Origin of the sequence: Streptomyces sp. KLMMK (assembly GCF_036961605.1) — a bacterium.
Taxonomy (GTDB): domain Bacteria; phylum Actinomycetota; class Actinomycetes; order Streptomycetales; family Streptomycetaceae; genus Streptomyces; species Streptomyces telluris.
Map to the genome: position 1 here is coordinate 1 of NZ_JBAMDC010000048.1, position 15,291 is coordinate 15,291.

The following is a 15,291-nucleotide window of genomic DNA, read 5'->3' on the forward strand; positions in this document are numbered from 1 at the left end:
GAGCTCCGCGCGCGCCGCCTCCTCGTGCAGCGCCCCGTAGAGCGCGGCGGCGTCCTCGGCGGCGCCGGTGGCCAGGGTGCGGCGGGCGTCGGTGAGGCGCATCCGCAGCCCGGTGGCCAGGTGCGGAGGGCGGCCGGTGGCGAGCTCGTCGACGGTGGTGCCGAGCCGGTCGGCGAGGTGGCGCAGGGCGGTCTCGGAGGGGCGGACGCGGCCGGACTCCAGGGTGGAGATGTAGGCGGCCGTATAGGCGGGCTCGGCCAGCTGGCGCTGGGTGAGGCCCTTGGCCGTGCGCAGCCGCAGCACGCGCCGGCCGATCTCGGCGGGCCCGTCGGCCCGTATGCCGTGGGTGCTGTTCTCGGCCACTGCCGCCCCTCGGTAGGTTACGCCGTGTGAGGTCGTGAGTATGTGAGTTACGTGAGGATGGAACCATGCCGGACCGTCTCGACGGGCAGGATCTCGTAGGGGGCGCACAGAGGCTCGGAGGGGCGCTCGGTGGGGCACCGGCAGGCGCGGCGGTGCCCTCGGTGACCGGCCGTCACCGCCAGCCCGGCCTCGTCCTCACCGACCACCACTTCGACGTGCCGCTCGACCACGACGCCCCGTCCGGCGAGCACATACGGATCTACGCGCGCGAGGTCGTCGCGGCCTCCCGCGAGCACGACGACCTGCCCTGGCTCGTCTACCTCCAGGGCGGCCCCGGCTTCCCCGCCGGACGCCCCGTGGGCCGCGAGAACTGGCTCGACCGCGCCCTGGAGGACTACCGCGTCCTCCTCCTCGACCAGCGCGGCACCGGCCGCTCCACCCCCGCCACCCGCCAGACGCTCCCGCTCCGCGGCACCCCCGCCCAGCAGGCCGACTATCTCGCGCACTTCCGCGCCGACTCCATCGTCCGCGACTGCGAGCTCATCCGGCGGCAGCTGACCGGCGGCAGGCCCTGGACGGTGCTCGGGCAGAGCTTCGGCGGCTTCTGCGCGGTCACCTACCTCTCCCACGCGCCCGAGGGCCTCGCCGAGGTGCTGATCACGGGCGGCCTCCCGGGCCTCGACGCCGACGCGGACGCCGTCTACCGCGCCGCCTACCCGCGCATGGAGCGCAAGACCCTCGCCCACTACGACCGCTACCCCGGCGACGAGGCCGCCGCCCGCCGCATCGCCGCCCACCTCGCGGAGCACGAGGAAGTGCTCGCCGACGGCACCCTCCTGACCGTCGGGGCCTTCCAGCAGCTCGGCATCCTCCTCGGCACCGGAGACGGCTCGCACCGGCTGCACTACCTCCTGGAAGACGCGTTCGCGGACACCGCCGACGGGCCGAGGCTCTCCGACGCGTTCGGCGAAGCGGTCGCGGCGATCCTCTCCCGCGCCCACTGCCCGCTCTACGCACTGCTCCACGAGACCATTTATGCCCAGGACGGGCAGGCGACGCACTGGTCGGCCGAGCGCGTCCGGGCGGAGTACCCGCAGTTCGACCGGCACGGGGAAGCAGACGGCGCCGGCGGCGGTGCCGGTGGTGACGGCGGCGGCCGGTTCCTGTTCACCGGGGAGACCGTCCATCCCTGGATGCTGCGCACCCACCCTGCCCTGCGCCCGCTGCGCCGCACCGCCGAACTCCTCGCCGAGCGCAAGGGATGGACGCCGCTGTACGACCCCGAGCGCCTCGCCCGCAACACGGTGCCGGTCGCGGCCGCGGTCTACCACGACGACCTCTACGTCGACACCGAGCACTCCCTGCGCACGGCACGCGCGATCCGCGGGCTGCGGACGTGGGTCACCGACGAGTACGAGCACGACGGCGTACGGGCGAGCGGACGGGTCGTGCTGGACCGGCTTCTGAGGCTCGTACGGGACGAGGTGTGAGGCCACGCCGGACGCCTCCTCAGCTGACCGCTTAGCCGTTTCCTCGGCCGCATCCATTGCCGGGCGCCTCCCGGGCCCCTACGTTAAGCCGCGCGTTAAAGCGACTTGACCCGCCGCTTAACCGGCGGCGGAGCTCGGGAGGAACCCCCCATGAGAAGACGCATATCCCTCGCGGCCGGCGGACTGGCCCTCGCGGCGGCCCTTGCCGCCACGGCCCCCGCGGCGGCGTCCGGACCGGACAAGCCGGTCACATCCCAACGCACCCAGGACGTCGAGTACTTCACCGGCCCCGACGGCCACCCCCGCCACACCACCATCCCCACGTCCCCGGCCCTGCCGCGCCCCCTCGCCCCCGCCGCGAAGGGCGACGGGGACGTCACCCCCGTCGTCGGCAACGGCCCGGTCGGCTCCAAGCTCGACGTCGTCTTCATCGGCGACGGCTACACCGCGGACCAGCAGGACGCCTTCCACGCCGCCGTGCGCACCAAGTGGGCCAAGATGTCGGCCGTCGAGCCGTACGCGTCCTACGCCGGCCTGTTCAACGTGTGGGCGGTCGATGCCGTCTCCCGCGAGTCCGGCGTCACCAACGACCCGGCCAAGGGCGTCACGAAGGACACCGCCCTGCGGTCGTACTTCTTCTGCGACGACGTGGAGCGGCTGCTGTGCGTCGACACCGCCCGCGTGGAGTCGTACGCGGCGAAGGCGCCGGCCGCGGACCTCGTCGTCGTCCTGTCCAACTCCGCCAAGTACGGCGGCGCGGGCTACAACGACGTGGTCTCCCAGGCCGGTTACGACGGCATCGCCACCGCGTCCTCCGACCACCCCAAGTCCGACCAGGTCGCCGTCCACGAGACCGGGCACTCGCTCGGCAAGCTCGCCGACGAGTACCAGTACGACGAGTACGGCACGTACACCGGCGCCGAGCCGGGCGACACCAACATCAGCACGCTGGACGCCGGGCAGCAGAGCGCACAGCGCAAGAAGTGGTACCGCTGGATCGGGCGGACCTCGCCGGACGGCGGCACGGTCGGCGCGTACGAGGGCGGCGGCTACTACCCCAAGGGCCTCTACCGCCCCACCGAGAACTCGATCATGCGCACGCTGGGCCGGGAGTTCAACCTGCCGGGACGCGAAGCCATGATCGCGGGCTTCTACCGCCACGCGAGCGTGCTGACCAGCGACAGCGGCCGGTACGGAACGGTCTCGCGCCGCGAACGGGTCGTCGTGCGGCCGGCCGTGCCCACGACGACCGTGCGCTGGTACGTGGACGGGCTGGAGGCCGTGGCCGCGCGCGGCCGGACCGAGGTCGTCCCGCGGATGCTCGGCGTGCCCGGCGACGGCCGCCCGCACACGCTGACGGCGCGCGCCGTGGACCGCACGGACGCGGTCCTCGACCCGGAGCTGCGCAAGCGGCTGGCGGGCTCGCTGACGTGGAAGGTGACGCGCTGAGCCGGCGGGGCCGGGTGATCTGCTGAATCGATACGGCTACGGCTACGGCCGGCCGGTGTTCAGGAACTCCGCGTCCGCGTAGGCGAGGGTGAGGCGGTCGCAGCCGTGGGTGAGCGCGGCGCAGGCCGCCTCCCGCACGCGCTCGGCCGGCTCGCCCGCCGCCAGCGCCGCGTGCAGCGCGTCGAAGGACAGCTCGCGGACCGCGCCGGTCAGGGACGCGAAGACCTCCAGCTCGGCCCGTACGCCCGGGTCCGCGGCGCGCTCCCCGGCCCGCTCCAGCAGCAGGTCCAGCAGCTGCTCCCGGCGCGCCTGGCCGAGCGGCAGGTAACTGCGGCGCAGGGCGGGGCTGTTCAGCAGGATGCGGGAGAAGGTGCGGGCCTGGGGGAGGGAGTCCTCGTCCAGGACCGCGTCGAAGGCGTCGACGCAGGCGCGGTGCACCCTGTCGACAACCTCGACGGCGGTCGCCGCGCCCGCCACGGCCTCGGCGATGCCCGCCTGGAACTCGTCCCGGCGGCCGAAGAAGATGTCCTCCTTCGAGGCGTAGTGCGTGAAGACGGTGGCCGGCGCCACGTCCGCCGCGGCCGCGATCCGGGTGAGCGTCACGGCGTCGAAGCCCTCCTCCGCGAAGAGGCGGAAGGCGGCTTCGGCGATGGCCCGCCGGGTGCGCTCGCGCTTGCGGCCGCGCATGCCGGTGGCGGCGCCGGCCCCGGCCGCGGTGCCGCTCTTGGCCGTGGAGCTGCTCTTGGCCGCGGTGCCGCTCTTGGCTGTGGTGCCGCTCCTGGTCGTGGTGCTGCTGGTCATGCCCCCAGGGTAGCCGTCCGGCAAGTAGAAATAGAGATGCTACATTTTTAGAGCATCTCCAGTTTCACTTGGTCCGCTGCTCCGCCACCTGCCGGAGGACGTGATTGCCATGCGCGCTGCCGACCCCCCGTCACCACGTCCCGTCATACGCAGGGCCGGTCCGGCCACAGCCGGCGGCCGGCCCCCACGCGCCACCACCGCGATCCTCGTCATCGCCTGCACGGCCCAGTTCATGGTCATCCTCGACGTGTCGATCGTGAACGTGGCCCTCCCGGCGATCCGCGCCGAACTCCACCTGGGCACCGCCGGCCAGCAGTGGATCGTCAACGCCTACACCCTCGGCTTCGCCGGCCTGCTGCTGCTGGGCGGCCGTGCGGCCGACCTCGTCGGCACCCGCCGCGCCTTCCTCGCCGGCGTCACCGCGTTCACCCTCGCCTCCCTGGTCGGCGGGCTCGCCTCCGGCGGCCCCCTGCTGATCGCCGCCCGCGCCGTCCAGGGCGTCGGCGGCGCCGTCCTCGCGCCCGCCACCCTCACCCTGATCATGCGGACGTTCACCGAACCGGCCGCCCGCACACGGGCGATGGGCGCCTGGAGCGCGGTCATGGCGGCGGGCGGCGCGGTCGGCGGCGTCATCGGCGGCCTGCTCACCGAGTACGCCGGGTGGCGGTGGGTGCTGTTCGTCAACGTCCCCATCGGCGCGGGCCTGCTGGCGGCAGCCCTCGCCTGCGTACCGGCCGCCGCCTCCACCCCCGCCGGGCTGCGCCGCCTCGACCTGCCCGGCGCTGTCTCCGTCACCGCCGGCCTCACCGCCCTCGTGCACGGCACCATCGCCAGTGAGACGCACGGGTGGGGCGCGCCGCACGTATGGGGGTCGTTCGCCGCCGGGGCGCTGCTGCTGGCGGCGTTCGTGGCGATCGAAGCCCGCGTCGCTCATCCGCTCGTACCGCTCGCGATCCTGCGCCGCCGCACGCTCGCCACCGCCAACCTCCTCGTCCTCGGGATGGGCGCGGCCGCGTTCGCCATGTGGTTCCTGCTCTCCCTGTACTTCCAGCAGGTGCTCGGACAGAGCGCCCTCGGCGCGGGCCTGTCCTTCCTGCCCGGATCGCTCGCGATCGTCGTCGGCGCCCAGGTCTCCACCCGCCTCATCGCCCGCACCGGGCCGCGTCCGCTGATCTTCACCGGCATGACGATCAGTACGGCGGGGTTCCTGTGGCTGTCGCGCATCGGTGACGGGGGTGCGGGAGGCGGCGGAGGGGCGTATGCGAGTGCGGTACTTGTCCCGTTCTTCCTGGCCACCCTGGGCGCGGGCCTGTCCCTGATGCCCGTCACGGCCGCCGCCACCAGCGGCACGGCCCCGGCCGAGGCGGGCCTGGCCTCCGGGCTCGTCAACTCCTCCCGCCAGATCGGCGGCGCCCTCGGCCTGGCCGCACTCACGACGGTCGCCGCCCACACGGCGGCGGCCCGCGCCACCGGCAACACGGCCGCCGACCTGGCCGCCGGCTACGGCAGGGCGCTGCTGATCGCCTCGGCGTTCACGGCGTGCGCGGCGCTGGGGGCCCTGGCACTGCCGGGCGGGCCGCGCAAGGCCACCTGAAATCGCCTCACCCGGCAATCGATACCTTCGAAAGGACCGCCATGCCCAACGAACTGAACCACGTCATCGTCCACGTCAAGGACCGCCGGGAGACGGGGGAGTTCCTGTCCTGGCTGATGGACACCGCAGCCCCGCTCGAATGGGGCCGCTTCACCCAGATCACCAGCTCCAACGGCGTCGGCATCGACTTCATCGACGACATGGTGCCCACCGGCGACATCAACCGCAGCCACATCGCCTTCCTCGTCACGGACGAGGAGTTCGACGCGATACTCGGCCGCATCGGCGAGCGCGACGTCCCGTTCTGGGCCGACCCGATGCTCAAGCAGCCGGGCGAGATCAACCACGAGTACGGGGGCCGCGGCGTCTACCTCAAGGACCCGGGCGGCACCTGCGCCGTCGAATTCATGACGACGCCGTACGGGGACGAGCCGTCGGACAGGGCGCGGGCGTAGCCGGGCTGCGGCGATCCCCGGCGATCTCCGGCTTTTCGCAGCCGCCGCGGTCCCCGGCTTCGCGCAGCCGCCGCGATCAGGCACGATGCCCCTGATCGCGGCGGCAGCAGCGGCCGCACGGGAAGGGAAGCACGTTTCGATGAGTGGGCTCGGCAGACGGCAGGCGGGCGCGGGCGGGCCCGGCGCGCCACCCTGATCGGCGTCGTCATGGCGGCGTCCTACGCCTACATCCTCACCACGGCCGTCCCCGGCACCCCCGGCATCAGCTGGCTCGGCCACCTGGGCGGCCTGATCGGCGGCGTGCTGGCCGCGTGGCTCTTCCGCGACCGTGAGGGAGCCCGGGCCCGGGGCGGAAAGCGGGGCGGAAAGCGGGACGGCACCGGGAACCCCGCCCCGGCCGCCCCGGGCAGCCTCAGCCTCCCGGCCCGCCGCACGACCGACAACCCGCGAGCGGCCCTGTACAAGGAGCTGGACGACCTGGGGCTCTTGTAGGCGGCGTTCGGCATGGTGGGGGGTGGGTTGAGATCCGTGGGTTGGGTGCGGGTCAGAGCAGGCTGGCAGCAGGGGGGCTGGCTGCTGCCGCGATGCGGCGGGGCCCGTCGTGGGCGCTTCGCTCGGCTCGCCGCCGTGGTGGTTGCTCGTCCGGCTGCGGGATGCATGTGGGGTCGGTTATCAACCGGCGTGTGTCGTAGGGCGGCGGATAAGTGACCCGGGAGGGGGCCGGGTGCCTCAGCGGCCCCGGCAGACGCCCCATGCCACAGGAGCCGCCAAGGAGGGGCGGCCAACCGCCCGCCGCGGCGGATAAGTGGCCCGAGTTGCGGGCTGCAGGCCACCTCCAGCCGCACCAGGCCGCCTCTGCCACAGAAGTCCCCACTCGGGGACGGTCAACCGCCTGCCGCGGCGGATAAGCGGTCCGAGTTGGAGACTGCAGACCACCTCCAGCCCCGCTGGGCCTCTGCTGTCACAGGAGGCCCCACCCGGGGACGGCCAACCACCCGCCGCGGCGGATAAGTGGGCCGAGTCGCCAGCCGCAAGCCACCTCCAGTCCCACCAGGCCGCCTCCGTCACAGGAACCACCACTCAGGGGCAGTTGCCCGCCCGGCCACGACGGTGGCGAGCCGAGCGAAGCGCCCACGACGGCAGGAACCACATCGCGGCAGCAGCCAGCTCCCCCTCAGCCACAGACGGACGGACCGGTCTCCTCACGCAGCCGCATCCACGACGGCGCGAGTACGGCGGCCAACACCCCACCCACCGCACAGCCAACACACCGAACCCAAGCCCCCCACCCCTCCCCCACTGCCAGCCTGTTCTGACCCGCACCCGAATCACGGATCCCAGCCCCGGGCCGGAGCGGCGGCCGACCGGGCAGGGCTACCGGGCAGGGCTACCGTCCCGCCAGCTCCCGCTCCAAGGGCGTCCGGAAGCGTGGGGTGACCCGTACCGTGCCCAGCCACGCGGACAGGCGGGCGGCCTCCGTGGTGATGGCGGACTCCGCTTCCCGGCCCGCGTCCGTCAGGAGGCGCCAGGCGATCTCGCCGTTGGCCCGTTGTGCCCAGCCGCCGACGATGCGGCCGTTCCACCACACGGTCGGGCCGACGTTCCCGGCACGGTCGAAGAGGGCGGGCACGTGGTCGGGGGAGAGGTACCAGTCGCGGCCGCGCCAGCCCATGGCGGTCGGGTCGAGGCCGGGGAGGAGTGCGGCCCAGGGCCCGGGCGCTTCGTCCCCGGCGGGGAGGTCGCCGGGCAGGACGTGGCCCACGGCGCCGTCCGCCAGCCCGACGTCCTCGACGCCGACGTCCGCGAGCGCCTTGCGCGTGTCGCCGAGCGTCCAGCCCGTCCACCACTTCAGGTCGGCCTCCGTGGCCGGCCCGTACGCGGCGAGCCAGCGCCGCGCGACCTCGGCCTTGGCCTCCCGTACGTCGATGTCCGGGATCTGCGGCACGAGCGCCCACGGGTAGAGGCTGCTGGTCCACGAGCCGCGCGGGCGGGCGCGCCGCAAGTGCCCGTCCGAGGCGAGCATCCGCAGCACCCGGCTGCCGACGCTCTGCCGGGACGCGTACGGCTTGCCCGGCGACATCAGCAGCGTCTCGCGCAGCGCGGGCACGTCCTTGCTCAGTTCGGCGGTCGTGGCTTCGCCGCGCGCGTCCAGCGCGTCCAGCACCTCCCGTTCGGTGCGGGCGAGCCGCTGCTCGTCCCAGGGCGCGTGGCCTTCGGTGTTCTCCCGCAGGTGCTTGAGGAGCGTGGCCCGCTCCCGGAGGGCGATCGCGCGGGCGGTGGAGGAGCTGACGTACGGGGCGAGCTCCGTGGTGACGGCGAAGAGCGTGCGCCGCATGGACAGCAGCTTCACGAGGGTCACGTCCTCGTACAGCGCCCGCTCCACCGCGGCGGGGGAGGGCTCGGCCAGCCGCGCGCACGCCGACAGGTAGACGGTGGCGGCATCGGTGGCGTGCAGCCCGACCAGAGCGTCCGCCACCTCTTCGACGGAGCCGGCCCTCAGGCCGGGGTGCAGGAGGTGGCGCCGGGCGAGGCGGGCACGGCGCTGGTCGTCGGCGAAGCGGGCGCGAGGGCTGCTGCTCATGGGGGCGAGCGTAGAGGGGAATGAGGACGGATTCCGTCCTCGGCATAGCAGAAGCGAAGCGGCATTCTCGGAGCCCGGAATAACGAAGAGAGCCGGATGCGCAGTGCATCCGGCTCTCTTACGGCGATGTGCGCTCGGCAGGATTCGAACCTGCAACCTCTTGATCCGTAGTCAAGTGCTCTATCCGTTAAGCTACGAGCGCTCGGCTCCCGAGCGACAGTGATCGCTCGTCGGCGTTGCGGGAACAATATTACCCGACGCGGAGCGGTGCTTTTACCGCCGCGGATTCCGCCACGCTCGGTGACGCCTTCGCTACGGCGTTCGCCGTAGCTCTCGTACGACAGATCATGATGCTGCAGCAGCGATGGGCTGAGTGGCGGCGCAGGTCGGCAACTCCGCCCAGGAAAAAGGGGGTTGAGTCCTTTACTCGCGGAGGGGGGCGCCAGTGGGGCGTCACCGCAGGAAGCCTCTGCACGAGCGGGTCGCGGCTGTGATCCGGGAGCTGTGGAGGTGGTGCACCGGGCAATGACCAGTGGAAGCCGCTGGACGGTGGCCGCCGGTCCTCCGACAAGCTGAGGACTGACGACCGGAAGCCGTCTACTTGCGGTTGGCCCTCGTCCACGGATACCGGCCGTGGCGGGGGCCGCTTGCTATGCCCGAAGGGGGGCGCCCCCTTACGGTATCGGCCGAGCCCGTCGTGCGCGACCCTTTCGGCCATCGTCGTGCGGCGCGCCGAGGGTGCCGCGCCTCAGGGCGCGGGTGAAGGAACGATACGGCTCAGCGGCGACGCGGAGGGTCGGCCCGTCGGGCCGTTTTGAGTCGCGTATGAGTATGGGGACGCGTGTGCGGGTGCGGGTGCCCTCCGGGAGGGCGATCTCCACGCAGGTCTCGGCGGAGCCGGAGCTGTAGCTGCTCTTCCTGAACCTCACCGGCCCTCCCGGGGGTAGGGCGACCTCCACGCAGCTCTCGGATCCTGCGCTGTAGCTGCTCTTCCTGAACCTCACCGTGTCTCCTTGGCGATCCTGGCGATGAAGTCGCGAGAGGCGTCGGGATCCAGCGCATGGGCCAGCAGGTGATCGAATGCGACGGCGTACTTCGCGACTTGCCCGTCCTCCTCCTCGTAGAAGGAGTTCGTGAGTGTTTCCACCGCTACGGCGGGGTCGCCTACATCGAAGTGGAAGACGGTGTACGCACCCTCGACCCCAGTGTGCGCGCCCGCCTTGAACGGGATAACCCTCAGTTCAATATTCGTCTGCCGGGAGGCGTCGACCAAGCGGTCGAGTTGACCGCGAAGCACTGAGGGGCCACCCACCTCGCGTCTCAGGCAGGCTTCGTCTAGGACGCAACGGAGCTTCAGGGGGCGCCTGTCCGATGCGGGGGCAAGGACTTTCTGGCGCTTCATGCGCAGCTCTGCGAAGGCCCGCGCTTCGCGGGTCGTCTTCCATACGCTGCCGCCGTTGATGACCGAGTATGCGTAATCCGCGGTTTGCAGCACTCCGGGGAGGATGAGCGCAGCGTAGGTGTCGACGCGGGCGGCGATCTGTTCCAGTTCGAGAAAGTCGGCGAAGCGCTCCCGGATCACGTCCTTGTATTGCACGAAGAGGTCGTGCTGTCGGCTGGCCGAGGCGAGCTCGGCGAGCTTCCGGGTCTCGGCGATGAACGCGGCACCTTCGACCCCGTACGCGGTGAAGAACTTCTCCAGATCGGGAAGCTGCTTCCCGTTCTCGATCTTGCTGAGCGTCGGAGCTCCGTACAGGCCCAGCAGTTCTGCCGCATCGGTGAGGTTGAGGCCTGCCCTCATCCGCATCGTCTTCAGGATCGCCCCGAGTCGTCGACGCAGCAGAGTGGGCGTTGCGCCGGACATGTGATCACCGCCTCTCGGCGACGACTCTACCGAGCTCAACTCCACTGATGTGTGCCATCGTTCACTCACTCGAATGAAGCTTGAAGTGAAAGGTTGCACCCCATCCTGTGGCCTCGCCATGGTGGAACGGTCGGCACACGGGAGGAGCGAGGCATGACCTACAGGATCGGCGCGTTCGTGGTGGACACCCGGGAGGGACAGGTCGCGCAAGTGATCGGTGGAACGGGAAGCCGCGTCACCCTGCGCCGTCCCGGGGGCGGGCTCGAGTGGGAGGCGCCGTTCGCCTCCCTCCGGCTTGCCACCCGGGAGGACCGGGAGGCCGCCGGGCTGTGGCCCGCCGGGGCCCGGCCCATGTACGGGTGCGGGGATTGCGCGCAACTGGCCGCCGCCTACAAGGAAGCCGCGGCCGGGGACGACCCCCTCACGGCAGGGGACGCCCTGGTGCTGCAGCGCCGCCACTGGCGCACCGTGCACATGGGGGGTGCGTGACCGTGCGGAGAATCTGCACGCACCGCGGCGGCTGGGCGGCCCGTACCCGGGGCGAGGCCCGCTGCCGCGACTGCGGAACCGTCCGCTTCACCGAGTACGCCGCCCTCCGCCCGCCGGGCCTCCCGGCATGCCTCGGCGAGCGCGCCCACCTTTCAGGTGCCGGAATAAGCGAAAGTGCCGCTACCGGCCTCCGGCCGCCGCCGGCTCCGGCGCCGCGTGCGGTGCGCACGTCACATCCTCCGCATCGGTCCGCCCCCGCACGAGGTACGCCTCGACGCGGTCGTTGACGCACGGGTTGACCAGATCGGTGACGCCGTGCGAGCCCGCGTCCCGCTCGGTGATCAGCCGGGAGCCCTTCAGGCGCTTGTGGAGTTCGACCGCACCCTCGTAGGGGGCGGCGGCGTCCCGGGCGCTCTGGACGATCAGGACGGGGGGCAGGCCCTTGCCCGTACCGACCTCGACGGTCGGCTTCCGCTTCACCGGCCACGTGGCGCACGGCAGGTTCTTCCAGGCGTTGGACCAGGTCATGAACGGGGCCTGCCGGTGGAGACGGGTGTTGTCGCGGTCCCACGTCTGCCACGACGTGGGCCACGCGGCGTCCGCGCACTCCACCGCCGTGTAGGCGGCGTTGGCGTTCTCGGTGGCGGCCGGGTCCGCGTTCGCGGCGGCGGCCACTGCGATCAGCGGCTGCTCGTTGCCGGAGGCGTAGGCGCTCCAGATGCCGGCGAGCGGGGCCCACATGAAGTCGTAGTAGGGGGCGTTCTGGAAGAGGTCCGTCAGTTCGGCGGGGCCGACGGCGCCGCCGATGGGGTTCTTCCTCGCCGTGGCGCGTAGCTCCTCCCACCGGGCCTGGACCTCGGCGGGGGTGGCGCCGAGGTGGTAGACGGCGTCGTGCCCGGCGACCCACTTCTTCCAGTCCGCCCAGCGCCGCTCGAAGGCGGCGTCCTGGTCGAGGTTGGCCCGGTACCAGATCTTGTCGCGGGAGGGGTTCACGACGGAGTCGAGGACCATCCGGCGCACGTGGCCGGGGAAGAGCGTGGCGTAGACGGCGCCGAGGTAGGTGCCGTAGGAGACGCCCAGGTAGTTGAGCTGCTTCTCGCCGAGCGCGGCGCGGATGACGTCCAGGTCGCGGGCGGTGTCGGCGGTCGTCATGTGCGGCAGGAGGTCGCCGCTGCGCGCGAAGCAGCCGTCGGCGTACGCCTTGGCCCGCTTGCGCCCGGCCTGCTTGGCCGCCTCGCCGTCCGGGACGGGGTCGGGCCGCGGGGCCTTGGCGGCTTCCTTCGGGTCCTGGCAGGTGACGGGGGCGGAGCGGCCGACGCCGCGTGGGTCGAAGCCCACGAAGTCGTAGGCCTTGGCGGTGCCGGCCCAGACCGGGTTCTTGCCGATGACGTGCATCGGGAACAGCAGGCCCGAGGCGCCGGGGCCGCCGGGGTTGTGGACGAGTGCACCCTGGTGCTGCTCCTTGCCGCCCGTGTTGGCGATCCGGTCGACGGCGATCTTGATGGTGCGGCCGCCGGGGCTCGCGTAGTCGAGCGGGACGGTCACGTATCCGCACTGGACGGGAGCCGCCAGGCCCCAGTCGGCAGGGCAGTCCTGCCAGTCGACGCCCGCCTTCGCCGCCCGGTCGGCGGCGGCACGCACTCCGCGTTCCTCGGCCGTGCTCCCACGACGGTGGCCGTCGCGGTCTTCTCGGGCGGCTGCCGGCGTGGCGGCCGCCGTACCGGCCATGAGCGCGCCGGCTATCAGGGCGCCGACGGCGCCGAGCGATGCTGAACGTGTCACGTGGTTCTTCCCCTGTGCTGCTGCGTCTCGCTACTGCGTCTGCTTCTTACGGAGCCACGCGATGCCCACGGCGATGGACACCGCGGCCGCTCCGGGAATCGCGACGGCCTTCGGGTCGTCGCCGAACAACGGGGCGGCGAGGGCGGCGGCCAGGCAGCCGGCCAGACACACCCACATGATCCGTTCCCCGGGAACCTTCGTCTTCGCTTTCGTCCCCGTTGCCTTCATCGCCTCCGCCTTTCTTTCGTTCCTCGCGCGCCTCTCACACGGCGGCCTGGACGTTCACCTGGGAGCGGACCAGGTCCTGGTATGGGCCCTCCACGGCGACCAGTTCGTGGTGCCTGCCCGTCTGCACGACCTTTCCGTGCTGCAGGACGACGATCAGATCCGCATTCATGATCGTGGACAGCCGGTGGGCGATGATGATGCGCGTGCACTTCAGGCCGGCGAGCGCCTCGGCGATCCGGGACTCGGTCACGGTGTCGAGCGCGCTGGTGGCCTCGTCGAGGACGAGCACTCCGGGCTGCCGGGCGAGGGCGCGCGCCAGGGCGACCCGCTGGCGCTGGCCGCCCGACAGGCTGCCGCCCATTTCCCGGATCTGGGTGTGGTAGCCCAGCGGCATCGCCTCGATGTCCTGGTGGATCTGTGCCTGCCGGGCGGCCTCGCGCACGGTGTCCATGTCGGCGTCGGGGACGCCGAACGTGATGTTCTCCGCGATGGCGCGGTTGCTGAGGACGATCTCCTGGGGAACGTAGGCGACGCGGCGGTAGAACGAGTCCGCGCTGATCTCGCCGACCGGCGTGCCGTCGTAGTCGATGCTGCCGGACCCGACGGGGTAGAGCCCCATCAGGAGCTTGCCCAGCGTGCTCTTGCCGGAGCCGGAGCTGCCGACGATGGCCACGCTCTCGCCGGCGCGGACGTCGAAGCTGACGCCGTCCAGGGCCGGAGACCTGGTGCCCGGGTAGGAGAAGGTCACGTCACGCAGGGAGACGTCGCCCCGGATGTCGACCGACCGTTCGCCGAACGTCTCCTGAGCCGGGGGCTGGTGGAGGATGTCGCCAACCCGGGACACCTGGGCGTTGGCGATGATGAGCTGGGAGAACGCGCTGGAGAGCGACGTCACCGTGCCCAGGCTGGTGGCGGTCATGGCCTGGACGGCCACCGCCGTGCCCAGGTCGAGGCGGCCCTTCCAGACGAGCCACAGGCCCGTCGCGAGCACCAGCAGCGGGCCGAACATCTGGAACATGCCCTGCGCGCTGGAGGCCGCGCCCTGGAGGACGATCCGCCGTCGCGTCCGGTCCATCGCCCCGGCGTACACGCGTTGCCAGTCCTCGAAGAAGGGACCGGTCATGCCCGAGACCTTCAGGGTCTCGATCGACGACATGGCCTCCATCTGGAGGGAGGAGGACTCGGCGGTCTCATTGATCTCCTGGGTGGTCACCTTACGGATCGGCCGGTAGGCGATCGCGGCGACGGCGGCCATGCAGAGGAAGACGGCCAGGGCGATCAGGCCCAGTGTCACGGACCGCAGGAAGATGTACGTGAACACCACGGCCAGGCTTCCCACGTCCAGCAGCACCGCCGAGATCTGGCTGGACAGCATGTCGCGCACCGAGGCGATACTGGACAGCCGGTACATGAGCTCGCCCTGCGAGCGGTTGGCGAAGTACTTGTAGGGGAGCCCGAGCAGTGTCCTGAACGTTCTGCCCATCATCACCTCCCCCAGACTGCGGATCACCGATGCCAGACAGGCGGACCGCAGGAAGGAGACGGCCATGTGGGCCGCCATGGGGACGAGGAGCACCGCGAGCACCAGCGGCAGGGACATGTCCTCGAAGTACTTCGCGAAGTTGTTGATCGCGTGCTCGATCGCCATCGGCATGAGGATGGTGAACGCGTAGAGGAGCAGCGACATCAAGGACGCCTGGACCAGCGCCCACTTCGCCCCGCCCATCGCCCGCAGGAACTCCCGCCAGACGCTGGGCTCACGGTGCCGGACCGGTGTGTAGGCGCTGGTGGGGGTCGCCTCCATGGCCAGGCCGGAGTAGTTGCTCTCGAACTCCTCGATCGTGTACTTACGGCGCCCGCCGGAAGGGTCGACGACGTGGGCGTGGTGGTCGGTGAGCTTCTCCAGTACCACCAGGTGGCTGTCGTTCCAGTACGTGATGAGCGGGAACGCCAGCTTGTGCAGGCTCCGGGTGGTGGCGCGGAAGGTGCGGACCTGCATGCCGTGCCCGCGCAGGATGTCCGCGGTCTGCTTGATGGTCAGTCCGTCACGGCCGGTCTCGTGTTCGCGGCGCAGCTTCGTCACCGAGTTGTGCGACCCGTAGGCCGACAGCACCATCGCGATGCAGCACAGTGCGCACTCCGTGGGCGCGAACTGGTGGACCTCCCGGACCCGGCGGGCACGCACCGGCGGCTTC

The 15,291-nt window shown here is 71.7% G+C and carries 15 protein-coding genes and 1 tRNA gene; 7 read left to right on the plus strand and 9 right to left on the minus strand.

Annotation, left to right across the window (positions count from 1 at the left end; genetic code table 11):
- Positions 1 to 363, minus strand: a 363-nt coding sequence (locus V7793_RS11555) for a helix-turn-helix domain-containing protein (RefSeq protein WP_336005302.1), incomplete at its 3' end; no start/stop codon positions are given.
- Positions 364 to 524: 161 nt separating this feature from the next.
- Between V7793_RS11555 and V7793_RS11560 the strand changes: the two genes are divergently transcribed.
- On the plus strand, positions 525 to 1,853 hold the full coding sequence (locus V7793_RS11560) for an alpha/beta fold hydrolase (protein ID WP_336005362.1): 1,329 nt from the start codon (positions 525 to 527) through the stop codon (positions 1,851 to 1,853).
- Between the two features lie 150 nt (positions 1,854 to 2,003).
- On the plus strand, positions 2,004 to 3,302 hold the full coding sequence (locus V7793_RS11565; protein WP_336005304.1) for a M64 family metallopeptidase: 1,299 nt from the start codon (positions 2,004 to 2,006) through the stop codon (positions 3,300 to 3,302).
- A gap of 42 nt (positions 3,303 to 3,344) precedes the next feature.
- Here V7793_RS11565 and V7793_RS11570 read toward each other — a convergent pair whose 3' ends face one another.
- A complete protein-coding gene (locus V7793_RS11570) occupies positions 3,345 to 4,103 on the minus strand; it encodes a TetR/AcrR family transcriptional regulator (RefSeq protein ID WP_336005307.1) in 759 nt (252 codons plus the stop codon).
- 109 nt (positions 4,104 to 4,212) lie between these two features.
- Here V7793_RS11570 and V7793_RS11575 point away from each other — a divergent pair, with 109 nt between their 5' ends.
- The 3 genes from V7793_RS11575 to V7793_RS11585 all read left to right on the plus strand — a co-directional run bounded on the left by V7793_RS11575 (position 4,213) and on the right by V7793_RS11585 (position 6,644).
- Positions 4,213 to 5,697: an MFS transporter gene (locus V7793_RS11575; protein WP_336005309.1), complete on the plus strand. Its 1,485-nt coding sequence runs from the start codon at positions 4,213 to 4,215 to the stop codon at positions 5,695 to 5,697.
- A 41-nt stretch (positions 5,698 to 5,738) separates the two neighbouring features.
- Positions 5,739 to 6,152 (plus strand): VOC family protein, encoded by a 414-nt coding sequence (locus V7793_RS11580; protein ID WP_336005313.1) that lies wholly within the window; start codon positions 5,739 to 5,741, stop codon positions 6,150 to 6,152.
- A 195-nt stretch (positions 6,153 to 6,347) separates the two neighbouring features.
- On the plus strand, positions 6,348 to 6,644 hold the full coding sequence (locus V7793_RS11585; protein WP_336005364.1) for a rhomboid family intramembrane serine protease: 297 nt from the start codon (positions 6,348 to 6,350) through the stop codon (positions 6,642 to 6,644).
- Positions 6,645 to 7,539: 895 nt separating this feature from the next.
- Here the strand turns inward: V7793_RS11585 and V7793_RS11590 are convergent.
- From V7793_RS11590 to V7793_RS11605, 4 genes are all read right to left on the minus strand, one after another.
- Positions 7,540 to 8,733: a winged helix DNA-binding domain-containing protein gene (locus V7793_RS11590; RefSeq protein WP_336005316.1), complete on the minus strand. Its 1,194-nt coding sequence runs from the start codon at positions 8,731 to 8,733 to the stop codon at positions 7,540 to 7,542.
- A gap of 129 nt (positions 8,734 to 8,862) precedes the next feature.
- Positions 8,863 to 8,935 (minus strand) — tRNA-Arg (locus V7793_RS11595).
- Between the two features lie 472 nt (positions 8,936 to 9,407).
- Positions 9,408 to 9,737 (minus strand): DUF397 domain-containing protein, encoded by a 330-nt coding sequence (locus tag V7793_RS11600; protein WP_336005320.1) that lies wholly within the window; start codon positions 9,735 to 9,737, stop codon positions 9,408 to 9,410.
- Positions 9,734 to 10,597, minus strand: a complete 864-nt coding sequence (locus V7793_RS11605; RefSeq protein ID WP_336005324.1) for a helix-turn-helix domain-containing protein — start codon at positions 10,595 to 10,597, stop codon at positions 9,734 to 9,736. The genes V7793_RS11600 and V7793_RS11605 overlap by 4 nt, the downstream gene beginning before the upstream one ends.
- A 153-nt stretch (positions 10,598 to 10,750) precedes the next feature.
- On the opposite strand from V7793_RS11605, the gene V7793_RS11610 reads away from it, so the two are divergent.
- Positions 10,751 to 11,086: a hypothetical protein gene (locus tag V7793_RS11610; RefSeq protein ID WP_336005327.1), complete on the plus strand. Its 336-nt coding sequence runs from the start codon at positions 10,751 to 10,753 to the stop codon at positions 11,084 to 11,086.
- Positions 11,087 to 11,088: 2 nt separating this feature from the next.
- Entirely contained in the window at positions 11,089 to 11,373 is a 285-nt protein-coding gene (locus V7793_RS38215; RefSeq protein ID WP_443057884.1) for a DUF6255 family natural product biosynthesis protein, read from the plus strand.
- Here the strand turns inward: V7793_RS38215 and V7793_RS11615 are convergent.
- The 3 genes from V7793_RS11615 to V7793_RS11625 all read right to left on the minus strand — a co-directional run bounded on the left by V7793_RS11615 (position 11,267) and on the right by V7793_RS11625 (position 15,281).
- On the minus strand, positions 11,267 to 12,814 hold the full coding sequence (locus V7793_RS11615) for an alpha/beta hydrolase (RefSeq protein WP_336005367.1): 1,548 nt from the start codon (positions 12,812 to 12,814) through the stop codon (positions 11,267 to 11,269). The genes V7793_RS38215 and V7793_RS11615 overlap by 107 nt on opposite strands.
- An 84-nt stretch (positions 12,815 to 12,898) precedes the next feature.
- Entirely contained in the window at positions 12,899 to 13,096 is a 198-nt protein-coding gene (locus V7793_RS11620; RefSeq protein ID WP_336005331.1) for a hypothetical protein, read from the minus strand.
- A 34-nt stretch (positions 13,097 to 13,130) separates the two neighbouring features.
- Positions 13,131 to 15,281: a peptidase domain-containing ABC transporter gene (locus tag V7793_RS11625; protein ID WP_336005335.1), complete on the minus strand. Its 2,151-nt coding sequence runs from the start codon at positions 15,279 to 15,281 to the stop codon at positions 13,131 to 13,133.
- Between the last annotated feature and the right edge of the window lie 10 nt (positions 15,282 to 15,291).

Coding starts and splice junctions, on each gene's coding strand:
- V7793_RS11620 (WP_336005331.1), bottom strand. CDS start 13,096: ATGAAGGCAACGGGGACGAAAGCGAAGACGAAGGTTCCCGGGGAACGG.
- V7793_RS11590 (WP_336005316.1), bottom strand. CDS start 8,733: ATGAGCAGCAGCCCTCGCGCCCGCTTCGCCGACGACCAGCGCCGTGCC.
- V7793_RS11570 (WP_336005307.1), bottom strand. CDS start 4,103: ATGACCAGCAGCACCACGACCAGGAGCGGCACCACAGCCAAGAGCGGC.
- V7793_RS11610 (WP_336005327.1), top strand. CDS start 10,751: ATGACCTACAGGATCGGCGCGTTCGTGGTGGACACCCGGGAGGGACAG.
- V7793_RS11605 (WP_336005324.1), bottom strand. CDS start 10,597: ATGTCCGGCGCAACGCCCACTCTGCTGCGTCGACGACTCGGGGCGATC.
- V7793_RS11565 (WP_336005304.1), top strand. CDS start 2,004: ATGAGAAGACGCATATCCCTCGCGGCCGGCGGACTGGCCCTCGCGGCG.
- V7793_RS11615 (WP_336005367.1), bottom strand. CDS start 12,814: ATGGCCGGTACGGCGGCCGCCACGCCGGCAGCCGCCCGAGAAGACCGC.
- V7793_RS11575 (WP_336005309.1), top strand. CDS start 4,213: ATGCGCGCTGCCGACCCCCCGTCACCACGTCCCGTCATACGCAGGGCC.
- V7793_RS11580 (WP_336005313.1), top strand. CDS start 5,739: ATGCCCAACGAACTGAACCACGTCATCGTCCACGTCAAGGACCGCCGG.